Genomic DNA, 15,975 nt, shown 5'->3' with positions numbered 1-15,975 from the left:
ATGATCCCCGACAACCATAGACAACCGCCTGGCGATCTCATAGCCCCACTAGCGCTTGCGCTGTGAACCGGTGAGTGGTACCCCATCTCAGGGGATGACCCATGATCCTGAGTTTCCGGGACGAATGGTTGCGAGATTTCTTCGTGGAGGACGCCAGATCGCGGAGAATCCCGGCGGATTTGGGGGCGCCGCTGTTCCGCAAGATCCAGTTGATCGACGACGCGACGACGGACCGCGACCTGAGATCGCCGCCCAGCAATCATTTCGAGAAGCTGCGCGGCCATCTCGACGGTTTTCATTCGATCCGCGTCAATGACCAGTGGCGGCTGGTATTCCGCTGGAACGGCGCGCGCGGCGAGGCGACCGACCTCTATCTCGACGACCACAGCTACAGGTGACCCATGCTGATGACGAAGCGCAAGCCGGCCACGGTCGGCGAAATTCTCACCGAGGAATTCATGAAGCCGATGGGCCTGACCCAAGGCGCGCTGGCCGAGGCGATGGGGGTGCAGCGCAAGCACGTCAACGAGCTCTGCAACGATCGCCGCAATGTCACCGCGGCCACTGCGCTGATTCTCGCCCGCGTGTTCGGCAATAGCCCGGACTTCTGGCTGAACGTACAGCGGCGGACAGATTTGTGGGAGGCAATGCATTCGGCCCGCGACCGCAAGCGGATCGAACGGGCGCGACCGCTGACATCGGCGGCCTGACGCCGCACGCACGGGAGCTTTACAGCAGGCCCTTTGGTTTGGCGGCGTCGATCCGCTCGATGTCCTCCTTGAGAAAGGTGTTCACGAGGTCGTTCAGCGAGGTGCCCTGGGTCTCGGCGAGGTCCGACAGATAGGCCAGGACGTCGGGCTCCAGATGGACGGGCGGCACCAGCCGGGCACCTTTCCGGAAGAATTTGCCGCGCTGGGCGGCTGAGAAATCGTATTCGCTGGTCACCCTCTTCATAGGACTTGATCTCGCGGCGGGTCGGCTGCCGCGCCGAGATGATGCGAACCGCAGCCGCCCGTGAGCATTCCCTGCCGCGATTATCGCTTGCTGGAGGCTGAAATAGCAACTGCTGCCCGGGAAGCGAAGCGCGGCTTTGGGGTGATGGTGGGCGCTGTGGAAGAGTCGTGAAGGCGCCTGACGGACTGGCTGACACCGTTTTCTCCGCTACCCCCGCCCTGCCGCAAGAAGCAGGGCAATCGCATATGGCTTGCACCTTGCGGCGGCACGGCACTCGGCTCCCTCTCCCGCTTGCTTGCGGGAGAGGCGGAGCAAGCCACAAGGGGAAGGGAACGCACTATCATCGGGGCGCTAGGCGAATCTCATCCCCAGATCTTAGGTTTTGATCTGGCGCCGCGCGCGCCGGCAGCGCGCTCACGCCCCCCGCTTCGGGCCGATCGCCTCGAAGGCGGCCTTCTGCTCGTCGGTCAGATCGGCTTCGAAATCGTCGAGTGCATCGGCGACGGTCTTGACGGCTTCCAGCATGGCGCCGAGCCGCGCCTTCACCGCAGTGAGGCGGGCTTGCGGGGTTGCTGCGGTCTTCGCCGCGCACGGGCTCAGCGTTTCCATGGTGCGCAGCGTGGTGTCCTGGAGCACCTCAAGCCGGGCGCGGCCGGTGTCGTCGAGCTTGAGCGTCGCGGCGATGTCGGCGGCGGGCCATTGCTGCTGCACGAGCTGCTCGTACTGGCGCTGCGCCTGCACATCATAGCGCGGATCGTTGTCCGCCTCGCAGGCGCTCGCCGCCTGTGCGTCCTTCTTCTGGCCGGCCGCGAGCGCGGCACGACGTTGCTGGCCGAGCGCATCGAGCTTTTTCTTCTGACCGTCGTCGAGCAGGTCTTCGAATTTTGCCAGCGGCGCTGCGACGGCGTCGGTGGCCTTGATCATGGCCTCGATGCGCTCGCGCATCAGGCCGAGGCGCTCCGCCGCAGTCACGGGCACCTCTGCCGGGCAGGCCGCGCGAATGCTGTCGCGGGCAGCGAGCCAGGCGGCACCGAGATCGTCGAGGGCTGCACGTTGCACTTCGTTCGGCTGCACGGCGGCGATGATGCGATCCATCGGGAAGCCGGCGGGATCGCTGGCGTCGCAGATGTTCTGCGCCGACGGAATCTTCCGCGCGCGCCGGCTTTGCGGCGCGGTATAGGCAGCGAGCTCGGTCGCGGCATAGGGCGCGAAGATCGCGGCATAGATGTCGCCATAGCCATAGAGCGCAAGGCTGGTCATGTCGCCGAGGATGACAGCGTTGGCGAGATCGTCCTGCGCGAACGGCCAGAACACCGGGCCGGCCCAGCCATAGCTGCCGTCGGGATGGCGCCACCAGCCCTGCGGGCGGCGGCCGCCACGCCAGCCCGACAGCGCGGCCTGCGCCGTGAGCGCCGCACGCAGGATGTAAGGATTGGGCGGCTGACCGCGCTCGGCCCCGCGCGGATCCCGCGATCGCAGGGCCGCGGAGTGGTACCGGCTGCCCCGCACCGCCATGCGGGAATGACGCAGGCGCGACATGCCGATCATGTGGCCGACGGCGAAGCGCGCGATGCCGAGCGGACCGCCACGCAATCCGAACTGCGCCTCGGCCTTGCTCGGCAGCAGCACTGCCAGAACCGCGAGGATCGCGCCCGCGAGCGCCGGTCCCATGCCTGATCTCGACATGACCCCTGAGCTGACCACTTTTTGGGCCTCCTCCAGCGCCAGGCGCGCAGCGCGCGGCACGGAGATGACTCACAGCGGAACCAAAGGTTCCGCCGCCGCGCCGGTCAAAGCGTCGCAGAAATCACCAATGCGCCTTGATCAGTGCGCCTTGGGCAGCACAACGGTCTGACCGGGATAGATCAGGTTCGGATTGTGGATCTTGTCGCGGTTGGCGTTGAAGATCACCGCATAGCGGGCGCCGTCGCCATAAGCGAGGCGGCTGAGCGCCCACAGGCTGTCGCCCCGCGAGATCACGCGGCTGCTGCCCGCTTCCGCGGGAGCGGCGTTGAAGACCTCCGCCGGCGAGGCCGAGGCGACCGCATTGGCGGCCGGCGCGCGCGCCAGAACCTTCGGCTTCGGCGTTCCCATCAGCCTGGTCCGGGCCGACGGCCTCTCCAGCGCGGAGGCCAGGTGCGGCGCAGCTGACGGCAGCGACGCCACGACATCCGATTTGTCGTCCGGCCTCTCGGCCTGCCTCGCCTCCTGCCGCGCCGCGGGCGCCGGGCGTGCCGGCGGCGGCGCGGCTTCGGCGATGGTCACCGGCATGGTGCGCGCAGACTGCGTGACGGCGCCATTGGACGCCGTCGCGCGCAGGGTCAGCTCATAGGAGCCGGCGGGAAGCTGCGGCGGGGTCATCACGAACTGGCCCGACGCGTCGGCCGTCACGGTATCGAGCGGCTGGCCGTCGCGCAGCAGCTCGACCTTGGCGCCCGGCGTGGCCTGACCCGCGATCACCGCCGCCTCGCCGTGACCGTCGACGCGCGCGACGTCGAACCGGGGGCCGGCATCGGCCGCTCCCGCCGGCGGCTTGGCCGGCGGCAGGTCGCCGAGTGCCGCGACCTGCTTCTGCGTCTCGGCGAGCGGAGCCGCCTTCGGCGGGACGACCGGTTCCGGAGATGCCGATGGCGCAGGCTGCGGGGCGGCAAGCTTGGACTCATCCGGCTTAGGTTCAAGCTTGGCCTCGGGCTTCGCGGTCTCAGGCTTGGCGGCGACGGCGACCTCGGTCTTCGCGCCGCCCGGCCACAGCCGGCGCAGCTCGGTGGGCCCGATCACCAGCACGGTGCCACCCAATGCGAGCAGACAGAACGCAATGAAGGCCTTGGACGCGGTCATCATCGATGCAGAACCTTGGATCGCAAATCAGCCGATGCCGGCAAATTGCGCCGATTTGGCTGCGGCAGCAAGACGGTCGATGGGATGATCACTCTTTCGGATGAACCGGCACGGCTCCGCCGGAGTCCAATGCGCCGCGCCGCAGTTATTTTAGGTATTTTTTCCGTGACCAGATTTTGCTGTCCCGCGCCTTGGCTGGCGCTCGCCCTCTTCCTCGCCGCCTCCCCCGCGCTCGCAGCATCCGGCCCGCCGCCGGGATTCGTCCTCACCGACAATGCCGATCTCGCCTTCACCTCGCCCGACGGCGCCACCAGGCTCGAGCAGTACATGAAGGACAGCGAGGACCTGTTCGGCATCAAATGGCAGGTCTGGGCGCGACGCGGCGATCAGATGTCGGAGCTGAAGCCCGAGCAGGGCTATGGCGCCGGCTTCCGCTTCACCGCCGATTCGCAATGGCTGGTGCGGATGCAGAAGACCGGCTCGGGCGAGCAGGACCTGTTTCTCTACCATTTCGAGAACGGCGCCTTCGTCAACGCGACGAAGAAATCGCTGGGCGACCTCGCCTGGGGCTATTTCCACAGCCGCCACGACACCAGGAACATGAAGCTTGACTACCACATCTCGGCCAATCTGGTGAAGGGCACCGAAGATGTCTATCGCTGGCTCGGCGTCGACTGGCCCAACAACCGTTACCTCCTGATCTCGCTGTCGGGCGAGATGGACAAGCATCCGAAGAACGTCGCCGTGAAGGGATTGGCGGACTGGAAATGCCGCTATGACCTCAAGACCGGCAAGTTCGACGTCCCGGCGATGTTCGCCAAGAGCAATGCGGAAGCACTGGAATGGGAGATCAAGCGGTGAAGTTTTACAGCGCGATCGTCATGCCCGGACATAGCTTGTCCGAAGGACGGCGTCGCTTCGCTCGCCTATGTCCCGGGCATCCACGTTCTTGGTTCCGCGAGGAAAGGCGTGGATGGCTGGGACAAGCCCGGCCATCATGCCGCGGAGGCTTATGCCCAAGAACTTCGCCAGGAACCAACCCTCTGATTTCCTTCCGATTCATATTTTCCTAACCGTTGCTGGTAACGCGCTCTTGTCGGTTTTGCCGCATCTTGCATCCCACGGGAGGGCTGGATGGGCACATCAATCCGATGGACCGCGCGGATTCGCGCGTTGCTGCGCCGTTGGCAGGGAGCGCCGCTGACGTGGCTGATCGCCGGCGGCTTCGTGCTGATGGTCGCGATGGCCATCGGCACCGGGCTCACGGTGGATCGCTTCCGCCAGAACGCGATCGCGAGCGGGCGCGAGAGCCTGGAAAACTCCGTCCGCCTGCTCGCCCGCCATTTCGACCGCGAGTTCGAGGATTTCGCGGTGCTGCAAAAGAGCATCATCGCGGAGCTCGAAAGCCATGGCATCGAATCCGCCGATGTGTTCCGCAGCGAGATGGGCACGCTTGCGATGCACGAGGTGCTGCGCAACAAGGCCAGCGGCTGGACCGACGTCGCCGGCGCGAACGTGTTCGATTCTGACGGCAGACTGATCAACTCGTCGCGGAGCTGGCCCGTCGCCGACGTCTCCATCGCCGATCGCGGCTATTTCGAACGTCTCAAGAGCGATCCCGCGGCGCAGGAGGAGGTCGAGGTCGTGCCGGGCCGGTTCGGCAGCGGTCCCGCCATCGTGTTCGCGCGGCGCGTCTCCGGCCCCCACGGCGAGTTCCTCGGGCTGGTGACGCGTGCGATCACGCCGGACCAGCTCGAGTCCTTCTTCGCCTCGACCGGACTCGGCGAGGAATCCTCGATCGCGATGCATCACCAGAACGGCCAGCTGCTCGCGCGCATTCCGCATGTCGATGCCATGATCGGGCAGAATTTCCGCAACGGCCCGCCGCAGCAGCAGGCGGTGTTCGAACGCACCTTCGTCACCACGCAGCTCGCAAGCCCGATCGACGGCAAGGACCGCATCGTCGCCTCGCGCCTCCTGACCGGCGAGCCGCTGGTCGTGGTCGCGACCAAGTCGCTGGACGCCACGCTCGCCACCTGGCGCACGCAGACGAAATTCTTCGTCACCGTGGCCGTGCTGTCGATCGGCCTGCTCGTGCTGACGCTGTTCCTGATCTTCCGCCAGATGACCAACCGGCTCTCGGTGGAGAAGCAGCGGCTCGACACCGCGATGAACACCATGACGCAGGGCCTCCTGATGTTCGACCAGGACCAGCGGCTGATCGTCTGCAATCGCCGCTACATCGAGATGTACGGCCTCTCCGCTGGCGTGGTGAAGCCCGGCGCCTCTTTCCGCGACGTGATCCAGCACCGCCACGACACCGGCTCGTTCGACGGCGACGTCGATGCCTATTGCGACGACGTCCTGGACAATGTCGGTCGCACCCAGAGCGCCATAGTCGAGACCACCGACGGCCGCCTCATCGAGGTCAAGAACCAGCCCGGTGCGGCCGGCGGCTGGCTTGCCACCCATGACGACGTCACCGAGCGCATCCGCGCCGATGAGCGCATCGCGCACATGGCGCATTACGACGCGCTGACCGACCTGCCCAACCGCGTGCTAATGCGCGGACATCTGGAGCGCCGCGTCGCCGAGCTCGCCCAAGGTAATCCGTTCGCGATCCTCTATATCGACGTCGACGAGTTCAAGGGCGTCAACGATTCGCTCGGGCACGAGGTCGGCGACGAATTGCTGCGCCAGGTGGCGAACCGCCTGCGCGCCTGCGTCAGCGGCAACGACATGGTCGCACGGCTTGGCGGTGATGAATTCGCCATCATCAAGGCGGGCACCTGCGATGAGGCCGAGCTGGCCGCGCTGGCGGACCATATCCTGAAGGCGCTGCGCATGCCGGTGAACTGCAAGGGCCAGGAGATCCAGATCGACGCCAGCATCGGCATCGCGATCGCGCCCGACCATGGCGACAATCTCGACGATCTGCTCAAGCGCGCCGATCTTGCGATGTATGCGGCCAAGACCGAGGGCCGCGGCACCTTCCGCGTCTTCATCCCCGAATACGACGCCAAGGCGGGGCAGCGCCGCCAGCTCGAGCTCGACCTGCGCCAGGCACTGACCCGCGGCGAGTTCGAGGTGCATTACCAGCCGCTGGTCGACCTCGCGGCCAACGTCGTCACCGGCTGCGAGGCGCTGCTGCGCTGGCGCCATCCCGAGCGCGGCATGGTCTCGCCCGCCGATTTCATTCCGGTTGCGGAAGACACCGGCCTGATCGGCGAGATTGGCGAATGGGTCCTGCGGCAGGCCTGCACCGAGGCGGCGAGCTGGCCGGGCGATATCCGCGTGGCCGTCAACGTTTCGCCGGTGCAGTTCCGCTCGCGGACGCTGGCGCTCAAGGTCACCGCGGCGCTTGCGGAATCGGGACTCTCACCCGGCCGGCTCGAGCTCGAGGTCACCGAGACCGTGCTGATCCGCGACGACGAGGAGGCGCTCACCGTCCTGCAGCAGCTGCGCGCGCTCGGCGTGCGCATCGCGCTCGACGATTTCGGCACCGGCTATTCGTCGCTGAGCTATCTGCACCGCTTCCCCTTCGACAAGATCAAGATCGACCGCAGCTTCATCAGCGACATCGGCCAGTCCGAGGACTCATCTCCGATCGTGCAGGCCGTGGTGCACATGGCCGCCGCGCGCCGCATGGCGACGACGGCGGAAGGCGTCGAGACCGAGGCCCAGCGCGATGTGCTGCGCCAGCTCGGATGCAGCCAGATGCAGGGCTGGCTGTTCAGCCCGGCCGTGCCGGCGGCGAAGCTGAAGCAATTGCTGTCGGCGCAGGCGGTGGCGGCTTAGCTCGCCCGGCGGAGCGCGTTGGCTTTGTCGTAGCGCTGACCGGGGGCGGATACACCTCGCCACCCGCGTCCAGTCGTTCGCCGGTTATGCGGATGAGAGCGCGCCGGACTGCGATCCAGCTCAATAGCGCGATGGCCAGGCCCGCGGCCACATCGCAAAAGTAATGACTGCCGTCCACCGGCGTTGCCGCGATCATCGCGACGTTGAGCAAGGCCGCGATCCAGCCGACATGTTTGACCGGCCACAGCGCCAGGAGGAAGAGCAGCCCGAGCGCGGCGTGCAGGCTCGGGAAGCTGATGATGCCCTCGGCACCCTCCGCGACCAGCTGCACGAACGTGCCATCGCGCAATCCGAAGAACACCGGAAGCGGCAGATCCCGCGTCACCGGTACGATGGCGGGAGAACTGGCCGCGGACAGATGCAGATGACCCCAGACGCCTTGGGCCGGCATCGGTGTTGACACGCCGATCGTCACGAGCGTCGTCAGCACGAAGCTCAGCATGAAGATGCGCAATCGCAGGGCATGCCCTGCCGCAGCCAGCACGATGACAATGGCGGTCGCCTGCACGGCGAAGCTCGCATAGGCAAGCGCCAGGATCCGATGCAGCAGCGGCGCGGCGTTCATCGCATCGAGCCACGACATCCAGTCGAAGCCCATACGCCGGTCTAGCACCATGAGCTCGTTGTCCCACAGCGGGAATGCCGCACTCGCCGCGACATAGGACACGGGCGCCGCGACCGCCGCAAAGGCGATGATCTGCGCCGCACTGGTGAGCGCGTCGGCGAGAGCTGCGTCCTTTCTCACGGTCGCGTAGAACCAGCTGCCCAGCACGAGCACGGAGGCAACGAGCGCGGGCTTCCAGAATGTCGCCCATTCGATGCGGAACGGTCCCAGCATCGCGGCGAGCAGCACCCCACCGGCCATGGCCGCAATCACGATCCAGACGGCACGACCGGCCTGCTTCAACCGGTCGGCGTGGAGACGTTGGGTCATGGCGGCGATCGACCAGAAACGGAGCGGGTTCTACGGACGAGGCGGGGCTTGACCGCGGAAAGAGCCGCGCACATGGGACAATGACGACCACCAGAGCCGCGGCGACTGCGGCCAGTCGAGGCCACACTGACTGACGAAGAGTTAAGGACTCGTTCTCCCGACCCTAACGGCACCGTCGCCGAACGGCAGAGGGGCCCCGGCCCGCCGCCGCAAAAATAGGATCAAACCTCGGGCCTTGTGGTTATTGCCCTGCCGAGACGGCTGGAACTCCGGCCGGTGGGCGGCAGCCAACATGCATCACGCGCGTCGCAGCAGGCTTCGCGTCTGCACGATCGCGCGTGCGCGAACCGAGCGAGGCGACATGGCGGTCGTGATTCTCAGGATGATCCCTGTTCTGGCGGCGATCGCCATGATCGGCCTGCCCGCACAGGCCCGCGACGATGGCCGCTACGCCAACTCACCGCTCAAGGGCTGGTTCGAGAGCCTGCACAGCAAGGCCGGCGGCCCCTGCTGTGCGGATGCCGACGGCACCGTGCTCGACGATGTCGACTGGGACACGCGCGAAGGACACTATCGCGTGAGGCTCCAGGGCGCCTGGATCGAGGTGCCGGATGACGCCGTGATCACCGAGCCGAATCGCGCCGGCCGCACCATGGTCTGGCCCTATTACGTCAACGGCCGCGCCTTGATCCGCTGCTTCATGCCTGGCAGCATGATCTGAGCTTCACCGCAAAATCGCTGGATGGATCAGTCGACCATGCGGCTGCACGACATGCGCGGGCTCACTTCGCCTGCCGGGCCGCCCGGATTTCGACGAACTCGGCGTCGGGATGGCTGACGATGGTGGCGACCCAGATGCCGCTGATGATCAGCGACCAGGCGGTGTCCCAATAGATCCAAAACACGTCCAGCCTCCCTTTCGCTCTCCTCCGCCCGCGGGATCGGGGTAACGGCAAGACGGGGCGGCCGTTCCCAATGAAAGTGCGGCGCAGGCGAGGCGCTATTTTGGTTTGGTCGGCGGCGGCGTGCGATCGGTTTGGCCGGTGTGGCGCTTTGCCACGACGTCCTCATCGCGCGGACCCTGGCGCGGGCGCGGCGGCGGCTTCGGCTGGCCGGCCTGACCGCCATGCTTGCCGCCCATGTCGGGCTTGCCTTCGAGGTCGTTTTCGCGGGGCATGACGGCTCAATGCGCTGGGCCCGCATTGGTTCGCTGCTTTCACCTGTGAATGAGTTCATAGGACCGTCGCTGTTTGCAGTGCACGATCGCTCGCTGCACCGGGGGTATCGCGAACGATGGATTTGGCCTGATGCGGAAACGACTCGTGGTCTGGACGATCTTGACCTGCGTGCTGGTTGCGGTCGCGGTGTGGGGTCTGCTCGGAGCTCCCAACTATGCGGCCGGCCCGCATTTGCCCTCCCGCAGCCTGACGGCGGCGGTGCGCTAGCCATCCCGCGCAACCGATACAATTTCGGCATCGATCGATCTCAATTGGAATTTGGTGCGGCGGCGCGGCTCCCGCTATCTTCGCCGGCAAAAATGACGCCGCCGCATTGGCTTTCAGGAGGAGCCCCATGTTGAGACCGACACGCCGCGGCGCATCGGGCGCTGCGATTGCTACCACACTTGCTTTGCTCGCCCTCATCTCTGCAGTCCGCCCCGGCATGGCCGAGACCTTTGCCTATGTCGGCAACGCCGACAGCAACGACATCAGCGTGTTCAAGCTGGCCGACAACGGCGAGATGACGGCGGTGCAGACCGCTGCCTTCACCGGGGTCGAGAAGCCCGGCTCCTCGACGCCGCTCGCGATCACGCCCGACCACCGCGTGCTGATTGCCGGCGTGCGCTCGCAGCCGTTCCTCGCGGCGAGCTTTGCCATCGACCCGAAGACGGGCCGGCTTAGCCATATCGGCAATGGACCGCTCGCCGACAGCATGGCGAACATCGCGGTCGACCGCGGCGGAAAATTCCTGTTCAGCGCCTCCTATGGCGGCAACAAGGTCGCGCTCAATCCGCTTACTGCCAACGGCGTTGTCGGCGAGCCAAAGCAGGTGATCCCGACCGGGCTCAACGCCCACGCTTTCCTGCCCTCGCCCGACAACCGTTTCGTGTTCGCGACCAATCTCGGCTCGGACCAGGTGTTGAGTTTTGCATTCGATGCCACCGCCGGCTCGCTGACGCCGAGCGATCCGCCGGCCTACAAGGTGCCGGAGAAATCGGGGCCGCGACACTTCGTATTCCATCCCAACGGCAAGTTCGTGTACATGATCCACGAGCTGAACGGCGATGTCGCCGCCTTCAGCTATGAGGCGAAGAGCGGCGCATGGGACGAGATCCAGCGCACCACGGCGCTGCCGGAAGGCTTCACGGGAAATCCCTGGGCCGCCGACATCCACATCACGCCTGATGGCCGCTTCCTCTACGCCTCCGAACGCACCACCAGCACGATCGCCGCCTACAAGGTCGACGCGGCCAGCGGCAAGCTGACCACGGTCGGCAGCACGCCGACCGAGAAGCAGCCGCGCGGCTTCCACATCGATCCCTCCGGCCGCTACCTCGCCGCGGCCGGCGAGCTCTCCGATAGCATGACGGTCTATGCGATCGACCAGAGCAGCGGGGCGCTGGGGAAACTAAAGTCCTATCCGACCGGCAAGAAGCCGAACTGGGTGGAGTTTCTGAGCCTGCCGTGAGGGCTGCTCCTACCTGCCCTCCTTGCGCCATATCATAAGAGGCCGTCATGCCCGGGCATAGCCGGCCGCAAGGACGGCGTCGCTTCGCTCGCCTATGTCCCGTGCATCCACGTTCTTCGTTCTGCGCGCTAAGGCGTGGATGGCCGGGACAAGCCCGGCCATGACGAGTTTGCCGGGGGGCGACCGTCAGCGAACCTCTTCGTCGCTGCGCAGACTAATCCAACAGGCGGCATCGCGCCGCCTCCGCTGCGGCATTCTCATCCGGCCGGCCCATGGTCCGCTGCGGCTGCTTCTGCTATCCATGAGGCCGTCAAGGCCCCAACCGGAATAACCGATGCGTTCATTGCCTGCGCGTTTCTTTTCCAGACATCTCGTTGCGCTCACCGGACTGTTGCTGCTGTCCGCTCCGGTCGCGCGCGCCGCCGAAGACGAGGCGCCCAAGGGGCCGGCGGTCACCGTGTTGAAGGCGGCAAAATCCTGCTTCTCGGACATCGTCGAGGCCACTGGCACCATCATCGCGCGCGAGGAGACCTCGGTGCGGCCCGAGCGTCCCGGCCTGAAGGTGACGGAGGTGCTGGCGGACGCCGGCGACACCACCACGGCCGGCCAGGTGCTGGCGCGGCTGGCGCTGCCCGAAGGCGGCACGCTTCAGGTCACCGCGCCCGTGGCGGGCGTGATCGCGACCTCGACCGCGCAGATCGGCAATTTCGCCTCGGCCAAGGGCGAGGCGCTGTTCACGATCGTGGCGCGCAGCGAATATGATCTGGTTGGCCTGGTCGCAACTACCGATGTGCGCAAGCTCGCGGTCGGCCAGCAGGCGACGGTGCGGATTGCCGGCGCCGGCGATCTCGACGGCAAGGTGCGCCGCATCGGGCCGACCGTCGAGCCGAACATCCAGCAGGGCATGGTCTATATCGGCATCTCCTCACAGAAGCGGCTACTGCTGAACGCGAGCGGGCGCGCGCTGATCAAGACCGGGCAGAGCTGCAACGTCGCGGTGCCGCTCACCGCCGTGCAATATTCGTCCGCCGGCACCGTGGTGCAGGTGATCCGCCGCAACCGCGTCGAGACCAAGCGCGTCGAGATCGGCTTGATGTCGGGCGGCAATATCGAGGTGCGCGACGGCCTCAACGAAGGCGACATCGTCGTCGCCCGCGCCGGCGCGCTCTTGCGCGAAGGCGATCCGGTGCGCCCGGCAATGGCCGCGGAGGCGGCGAAGTAGCAGACGCGATCGTCATTGCGAGCCAACGGGTCCGCGCGAAGCGCGGCCCGATGACAGGCTGCGCGAAGCAATCCAGAATCTCTCCGCGCAAGGACTCTGGATTGCTTCGTCGCAAGAGCTCCTCGCAATGACGGCGGAGAAGCAGATGTCCGCAAAGCACGCATGGCGCAGCGTGGGCAAAGCGGAGCGTGCCCACGTCTTCTATCGAGATATTTGAAAGATCGCGGGCACGGCGCGTTGCGCCTTTGCCCAACTTGCAAGAGCTGCAATTGCCGCGAAACTAAAGCGCGATGAGATTAGGATGAAGCGTCACCGCGCTTTAGGCTGTTGTTTGCGCATGATCTTTTCGGAAAACCGCTTCGCACTTTTCCGGATCATGCTTTAGCCGCCGGCTTCGTTGAACTGCACGTCCTCGAGCAGCGAGGAGGACACGGTCGGGACCTGGTCGCCTTCGGAGGCACGTGAGATGGCGACGCGAGTCTTGTTGAAGACGCTCTCGGCGCTGCCCTGCGCATTGAGGTTGTTGAGGAACTCACCAACCAGCACGCTGTGCTCGCCCTTGCCGTCGTCGACGACCTTGCCGGGCGAGGCCGAGGAGAGGATCAGCGCGTTGTCTGGCGCGCTGATCGGCGCGAGACCGTGGCTGTAGGAGCGGAAGCGGCGCTCATAGGGGTTACGGCGCGAGGCGTCGACCACGACGAGCTTGGCCTTGGCGCCCTGCTCCTTCATCATCTCGAGGACGCCCTCGATGGAGACGCCGTGGCGGCGGACGTCGCTTTCCTTCCAGATCACGGCGTCCACAGGCAGCATGTAGCTCTCGCGTCCCGCCTGCACGCCGAAGCCGCCGAAGAACAGCATGACGACGCTATCGCGCTTGATCCGCGACTTCAGGCGGTTGACGGCTCGGACCATGTCGTCCCTGGTCGCGTCTTCCACCATGTCGACGTCAAAGCCGTTCTTGCGCAGGCTCGAGGACAGCGCGCGGGCGTCATTGATCGACTGCGTCAGCGGCGCGCTGGCGTCGGGATAATGTCCATTGCCGATGACGAGGGCGAGGCGCGAGGTCTGGCCGATCGAGCCGGTGACCTGGTCGATCGAAACCGCCTTGGCGGCATCGAGCGCGCGCATGTTGAGGGCAGCATGGGCGCCGATCACCAGCGACACCGTACCGATGAGGGCTGCGGCGACTGCGATCGTGCGTCGGGAAATGTCGAGCTGCCTTAAATTCATCTCGCTTCATTCCTGTCAGTGCCAAAGACCAGCCAAGCGCGCGCACACAGTTTGGGTAGCGCGATAGCGGCTTCAGGTTTGAGGGATCGGCCGGGGATGTGCCCCCGAATTGCGCGCAATTTGCGGCGCCGCACCAAACAAACTCTTAACCGGATATCGCCCGCGGGGCAATAGATTGCCCGAAATTTCGACTAAGTCACTGAAATTATTCGCTGATTGTCACGGCCTCACATGTGGATTTTTTGCGTCCCCGTAGCCTTCCGGAGCCTCATCATGCAGTCTCCGTGCCCGGTTTTTCTGTGACCATCGTCACATTTGTTTTTCCCGCGAATCCGGGTAGCCTTTTCAAAGACTTGGCACGGGGGTGGCGCGCGGATGGGAGCGTGCCGGGCCGCTCCTGACCAAGCCCCCGCGACCAGGTATTTCATGAGCCTTCATTATTTCGCCGGTGCCGCCTGCCGGGCGCTGACAGCGCGCAAGGACGGCCCCTCTCTTTATGACGTCTGCGATCCCGTGCTGGCGGCGACCTCCGGCGGCGATCCGCATCTGGCCAAATTTTACAAGACCGCGCTCGGCAATCCCGCTTTGCGCCTGCTGCTCCACCGCGCCGGACTGCCCGAGTTGCGCGAGAAGGTGAAGCTCGCCCGGCTGCGCGAGGCGCTGACCCGCGCCCGCGACGATGCGGAGCCGGACTGGGCCGCGGTCGGCCAGCCCGTCGCCGATCTCGTCGACGGCATCACGCTCGATCATCCCAAACCGCCGCCGGCGGCGTTCACCGCTACGATGCCGCAGCACTCGCAGATCGACGGCGCGATCCGCGACTGCGCCCAGCACCTGCTCGGCTCGTACCGCAAGAACGGTTTCCTGCCGACCTATGCCGCCTTCAACCTGATCGGCGATCCTGACTTCCGTGGCCGCGAGCTGATCATGGCGCTGACGGGCCTGAACGCGCGCGGCTACAAGAACTCTTCGCTGCTGTTCAATCTCGCCCGCGTCTTCATCGCGCGCACGCCTGCGCGCGCCGTGGTCAATCCGCCCTGGAAAGGCATCGCCGAGCCGATGTGGGAGCCGGTGCAGATCCGCCACCGCTCGGCCTATTACGATGCGTTCTTCATCGAGGCGCTGCTGAGCTATCTCGAGACCGGCCTCGCCTCGCCGGCGGACAAGACGGCAGCCGAGCGCGCAATCGCCGAGATGGTGGACTTCTGCGTCAACGTCAGCCGCGAAGAGGTCGAGGGCATCGACGGCGCGCGGTTCAAGGTCATCACTGCGCTGGCACCTCCGCCGCATCCGCGCTTCTCGCGCTACTTCGCGCAGATCAAGCAGGACCTCGGCTTCGGCGTCTACGTGCCGGATTGCGACACCACGGCGTGCTCGATCTCCGCGGCGACGCAGGCCGGCTGCCTTGATGCGATCATCGACCAGCCGCTGCTGGATTTCTACGCCGGCTATCAGGTGCGCGCCGGAATCAACGAACCACGGGTGACCGTGCCGCTCAACGACCATATCGACTATGAGGGCGGTGTCGCCACCTGGATCGACAATCTCAAGGGCGAGCGGCCGTACGGCAACGATCTCGATCCGACGCTCAATCTCGACATTCTCGAGGTGAGCTTTCGCAACCTCGCGCGCTGGAAGATTTTGGAGACGCCGGCGCGGCTCGCCACGGTGCACCGGATCATCGGCTTCCAGAAACGGCTGGCCGCGAGCGGCGCCTTCGCCAATCCGCGCTCGCATATCTATTACCTGCCGGAGCTCTACAGCGCCTATTTTGGCCGCTGCTATGCGGCGTTCCTGGCGCTGCCACTGGCGGCGCAGGCGGCGATCGATCCCGACGGCGATTTCGATTTTATCCGCCACCGCGTGCTGTCCTACGTCAAGGGCGAGCTGATGGCGGCGGAGATGAACGTGTTCGACGCCGCGCTGGCGCTGATCGCGCTCGGCCATCTCGGCGCCGATCCGCGCGCCTTCGCGCCGGCGCTGAACGTGATCGTCGCAAGCCTCGGCGAAGGCGGCCGCCGCGGCCCGTTCCGCGCCTATGAGTGGAACAAGATGAAGACGCCGACGCGGATCCTGGTGGGCGGGCCGGAGGTGACGTCGGCGTTCGTGTTGATGGGGCTGGCCGTGGCGAAAAGGGCGATGGCGGGACGGGGTTAGGTTCTCGTGCCCCGGACGCAGGTCTCGTAGGGTGGGCAAAGGCGCACTTGCGCCGTCCCCACCATCTCTCTCGATCGCAAGATGCGTGGGCACG

At 66.0% G+C, this 15,975-nt stretch carries 16 protein-coding genes; 9 read left to right on the top strand and 7 right to left on the bottom strand.

Annotated features, from left to right (window positions below):
- Window positions 1-101 precede the first annotated feature (101 nt).
- Entirely contained in the window at window positions 102-398 is a 297-nt protein-coding gene (locus tag AC5V87_RS02540) for a type II toxin-antitoxin system RelE/ParE family toxin (RefSeq protein WP_495369899.1), read from the top strand.
- 3 nt (window positions 399-401) lie between these two features.
- Window positions 402-710: a HigA family addiction module antitoxin gene (locus tag AC5V87_RS02535; RefSeq protein WP_247550462.1), complete on the top strand. Its 309-nt coding sequence runs from the start codon at window positions 402-404 to the stop codon at window positions 708-710.
- A 19-nt stretch (window positions 711-729) separates the two neighbouring features.
- Here the strand turns inward: AC5V87_RS02535 and AC5V87_RS02530 are convergent, their stop codons facing one another.
- The 3 genes from AC5V87_RS02530 to AC5V87_RS02520 all read right to left on the bottom strand — a co-directional run bounded on the left by AC5V87_RS02530 (window position 730) and on the right by AC5V87_RS02520 (window position 3,795).
- Window positions 730-954, bottom strand: a complete 225-nt coding sequence (locus tag AC5V87_RS02530) for a hypothetical protein (RefSeq protein ID WP_456841966.1) — start codon at window positions 952-954, stop codon at window positions 730-732.
- Window positions 955-1,368: 414 nt separating this feature from the next.
- Window positions 1,369-2,625: a Spy/CpxP family protein refolding chaperone gene (locus AC5V87_RS02525; protein WP_495369898.1), complete on the bottom strand. Its 1,257-nt coding sequence runs from the start codon at window positions 2,623-2,625 to the stop codon at window positions 1,369-1,371.
- A gap of 153 nt (window positions 2,626-2,778) precedes the next feature.
- Window positions 2,779-3,795, bottom strand: a complete 1,017-nt coding sequence (locus AC5V87_RS02520) for a LysM peptidoglycan-binding domain-containing protein (protein ID WP_495369897.1) — start codon at window positions 3,793-3,795, stop codon at window positions 2,779-2,781.
- Window positions 3,796-3,957: 162 nt separating this feature from the next.
- Here AC5V87_RS02520 and AC5V87_RS02515 point away from each other — a divergent pair, with 162 nt between their 5' ends.
- Window positions 3,958-4,653 (top strand): hypothetical protein, encoded by a 696-nt coding sequence (locus tag AC5V87_RS02515; RefSeq protein ID WP_456841963.1) that lies wholly within the window; start codon window positions 3,958-3,960, stop codon window positions 4,651-4,653.
- 273 nt (window positions 4,654-4,926) lie between these two features.
- On the top strand, window positions 4,927-7,590 hold the full coding sequence (locus tag AC5V87_RS02510; protein ID WP_495369896.1) for a bifunctional diguanylate cyclase/phosphodiesterase: 2,664 nt from the start codon (window positions 4,927-4,929) through the stop codon (window positions 7,588-7,590).
- On the opposite strand, the gene AC5V87_RS02505 is transcribed toward AC5V87_RS02510, so the two are convergent.
- Complete coding sequence (locus tag AC5V87_RS02505) at window positions 7,526-8,584, bottom strand: phosphatase PAP2 family protein (RefSeq protein ID WP_495369895.1); 1,059 nt, start codon at window positions 8,582-8,584, stop codon at window positions 7,526-7,528. The two genes, AC5V87_RS02510 and AC5V87_RS02505, sit on opposite strands and share 65 nt — an antisense overlap.
- Before the next feature lie 361 nt (window positions 8,585-8,945).
- Between AC5V87_RS02505 and AC5V87_RS02500 the strand changes: the two genes are divergently transcribed.
- Window positions 8,946-9,305 (top strand): hypothetical protein, encoded by a 360-nt coding sequence (locus AC5V87_RS02500; protein ID WP_456841961.1) that lies wholly within the window; start codon window positions 8,946-8,948, stop codon window positions 9,303-9,305.
- 61 nt (window positions 9,306-9,366) lie between these two features.
- On the opposite strand, the gene AC5V87_RS02495 is transcribed toward AC5V87_RS02500, so the two are convergent.
- Together AC5V87_RS02495 and AC5V87_RS02490 are read right to left on the bottom strand one after the other, a co-directional pair.
- On the bottom strand, window positions 9,367-9,489 hold the full coding sequence (locus AC5V87_RS02495; protein ID WP_456841960.1) for a hypothetical protein: 123 nt from the start codon (window positions 9,487-9,489) through the stop codon (window positions 9,367-9,369).
- A 95-nt stretch (window positions 9,490-9,584) separates the two neighbouring features.
- Window positions 9,585-9,761, bottom strand: a complete 177-nt coding sequence (locus AC5V87_RS02490; protein WP_283083237.1) for a hypothetical protein — start codon at window positions 9,759-9,761, stop codon at window positions 9,585-9,587.
- 130 nt (window positions 9,762-9,891) lie between these two features.
- On the opposite strand from AC5V87_RS02490, the gene AC5V87_RS02485 reads away from it, so the two are divergent.
- The 3 genes from AC5V87_RS02485 (at window position 9,892) to AC5V87_RS02475 (ending at window position 12,494) form a co-directional block, all read left to right on the top strand.
- Window positions 9,892-10,029 (top strand): hypothetical protein, encoded by a 138-nt coding sequence (locus AC5V87_RS02485; RefSeq protein ID WP_495369893.1) that lies wholly within the window; start codon window positions 9,892-9,894, stop codon window positions 10,027-10,029.
- Between the two features lie 127 nt (window positions 10,030-10,156).
- A complete protein-coding gene (locus tag AC5V87_RS02480) occupies window positions 10,157-11,272 on the top strand; it encodes a lactonase family protein (protein ID WP_495369892.1) in 1,116 nt (371 codons plus the stop codon).
- Between the two features lie 334 nt (window positions 11,273-11,606).
- Window positions 11,607-12,494 (top strand): efflux RND transporter periplasmic adaptor subunit, encoded by an 888-nt coding sequence (locus AC5V87_RS02475; protein ID WP_495369891.1) that lies wholly within the window; start codon window positions 11,607-11,609, stop codon window positions 12,492-12,494.
- 381 nt (window positions 12,495-12,875) lie between these two features.
- On the opposite strand, the gene AC5V87_RS02470 is transcribed toward AC5V87_RS02475, so the two are convergent.
- The gene (locus tag AC5V87_RS02470) at window positions 12,876-13,724 is read right to left on the bottom strand and encodes a caspase family protein (RefSeq protein ID WP_456841956.1); all 849 of its coding nucleotides are present in this window, start codon (window positions 13,722-13,724) and stop codon (window positions 12,876-12,878) included.
- Window positions 13,725-14,150: 426 nt separating this feature from the next.
- Between AC5V87_RS02470 and AC5V87_RS02465 the strand changes: the two genes are divergently transcribed.
- Window positions 14,151-15,881 (top strand): hypothetical protein, encoded by a 1,731-nt coding sequence (locus AC5V87_RS02465; RefSeq protein ID WP_495369890.1) that lies wholly within the window; start codon window positions 14,151-14,153, stop codon window positions 15,879-15,881.
- Window positions 15,882-15,975: the final 94 nt, after the last annotated feature.

The sequence above is a fragment of the Bradyrhizobium sp. SOJA106 genome (assembly GCF_059448745.1).
The sequence above is the reverse complement of the archived record's forward strand: the minus strand, read 5'-3'. Positions and strand labels throughout refer to the sequence as shown.

Bases quoted from the DNA above. Each gene is read 5' to 3' on its own strand.
- AC5V87_RS02505 (WP_495369895.1), bottom strand. From the start codon at position 8,584: ATGACCCAACGTCTCCACGCCGACCGGTTGAAGCAGGCCGGTCGTGCC.
- AC5V87_RS02540 (WP_495369899.1), top strand. From the start codon at position 102: ATGATCCTGAGTTTCCGGGACGAATGGTTGCGAGATTTCTTCGTGGAG.
- AC5V87_RS02510 (WP_495369896.1), top strand. From the start codon at position 4,927: ATGGGCACATCAATCCGATGGACCGCGCGGATTCGCGCGTTGCTGCGC.
- AC5V87_RS02485 (WP_495369893.1), top strand. From the start codon at position 9,892: ATGCGGAAACGACTCGTGGTCTGGACGATCTTGACCTGCGTGCTGGTT.
- AC5V87_RS02470 (WP_456841956.1), bottom strand. From the start codon at position 13,724: ATGAATTTAAGGCAGCTCGACATTTCCCGACGCACGATCGCAGTCGCC.
- AC5V87_RS02520 (WP_495369897.1), bottom strand. From the start codon at position 3,795: ATGATGACCGCGTCCAAGGCCTTCATTGCGTTCTGTCTGCTCGCATTG.
- AC5V87_RS02525 (WP_495369898.1), bottom strand. From the start codon at position 2,625: ATGGGACCGGCGCTCGCGGGCGCGATCCTCGCGGTTCTGGCAGTGCTG.
- AC5V87_RS02535 (WP_247550462.1), top strand. From the start codon at position 402: ATGCTGATGACGAAGCGCAAGCCGGCCACGGTCGGCGAAATTCTCACC.
- AC5V87_RS02475 (WP_495369891.1), top strand. From the start codon at position 11,607: ATGCGTTCATTGCCTGCGCGTTTCTTTTCCAGACATCTCGTTGCGCTC.
- AC5V87_RS02490 (WP_283083237.1), bottom strand. From the start codon at position 9,761: ATGCCCCGCGAAAACGACCTCGAAGGCAAGCCCGACATGGGCGGCAAG.
- AC5V87_RS02480 (WP_495369892.1), top strand. From the start codon at position 10,157: ATGTTGAGACCGACACGCCGCGGCGCATCGGGCGCTGCGATTGCTACC.
- AC5V87_RS02500 (WP_456841961.1), top strand. From the start codon at position 8,946: ATGGCGGTCGTGATTCTCAGGATGATCCCTGTTCTGGCGGCGATCGCC.
- AC5V87_RS02465 (WP_495369890.1), top strand. From the start codon at position 14,151: ATGAGCCTTCATTATTTCGCCGGTGCCGCCTGCCGGGCGCTGACAGCG.
- AC5V87_RS02530 (WP_456841966.1), bottom strand. From the start codon at position 954: ATGAAGAGGGTGACCAGCGAATACGATTTCTCAGCCGCCCAGCGCGGC.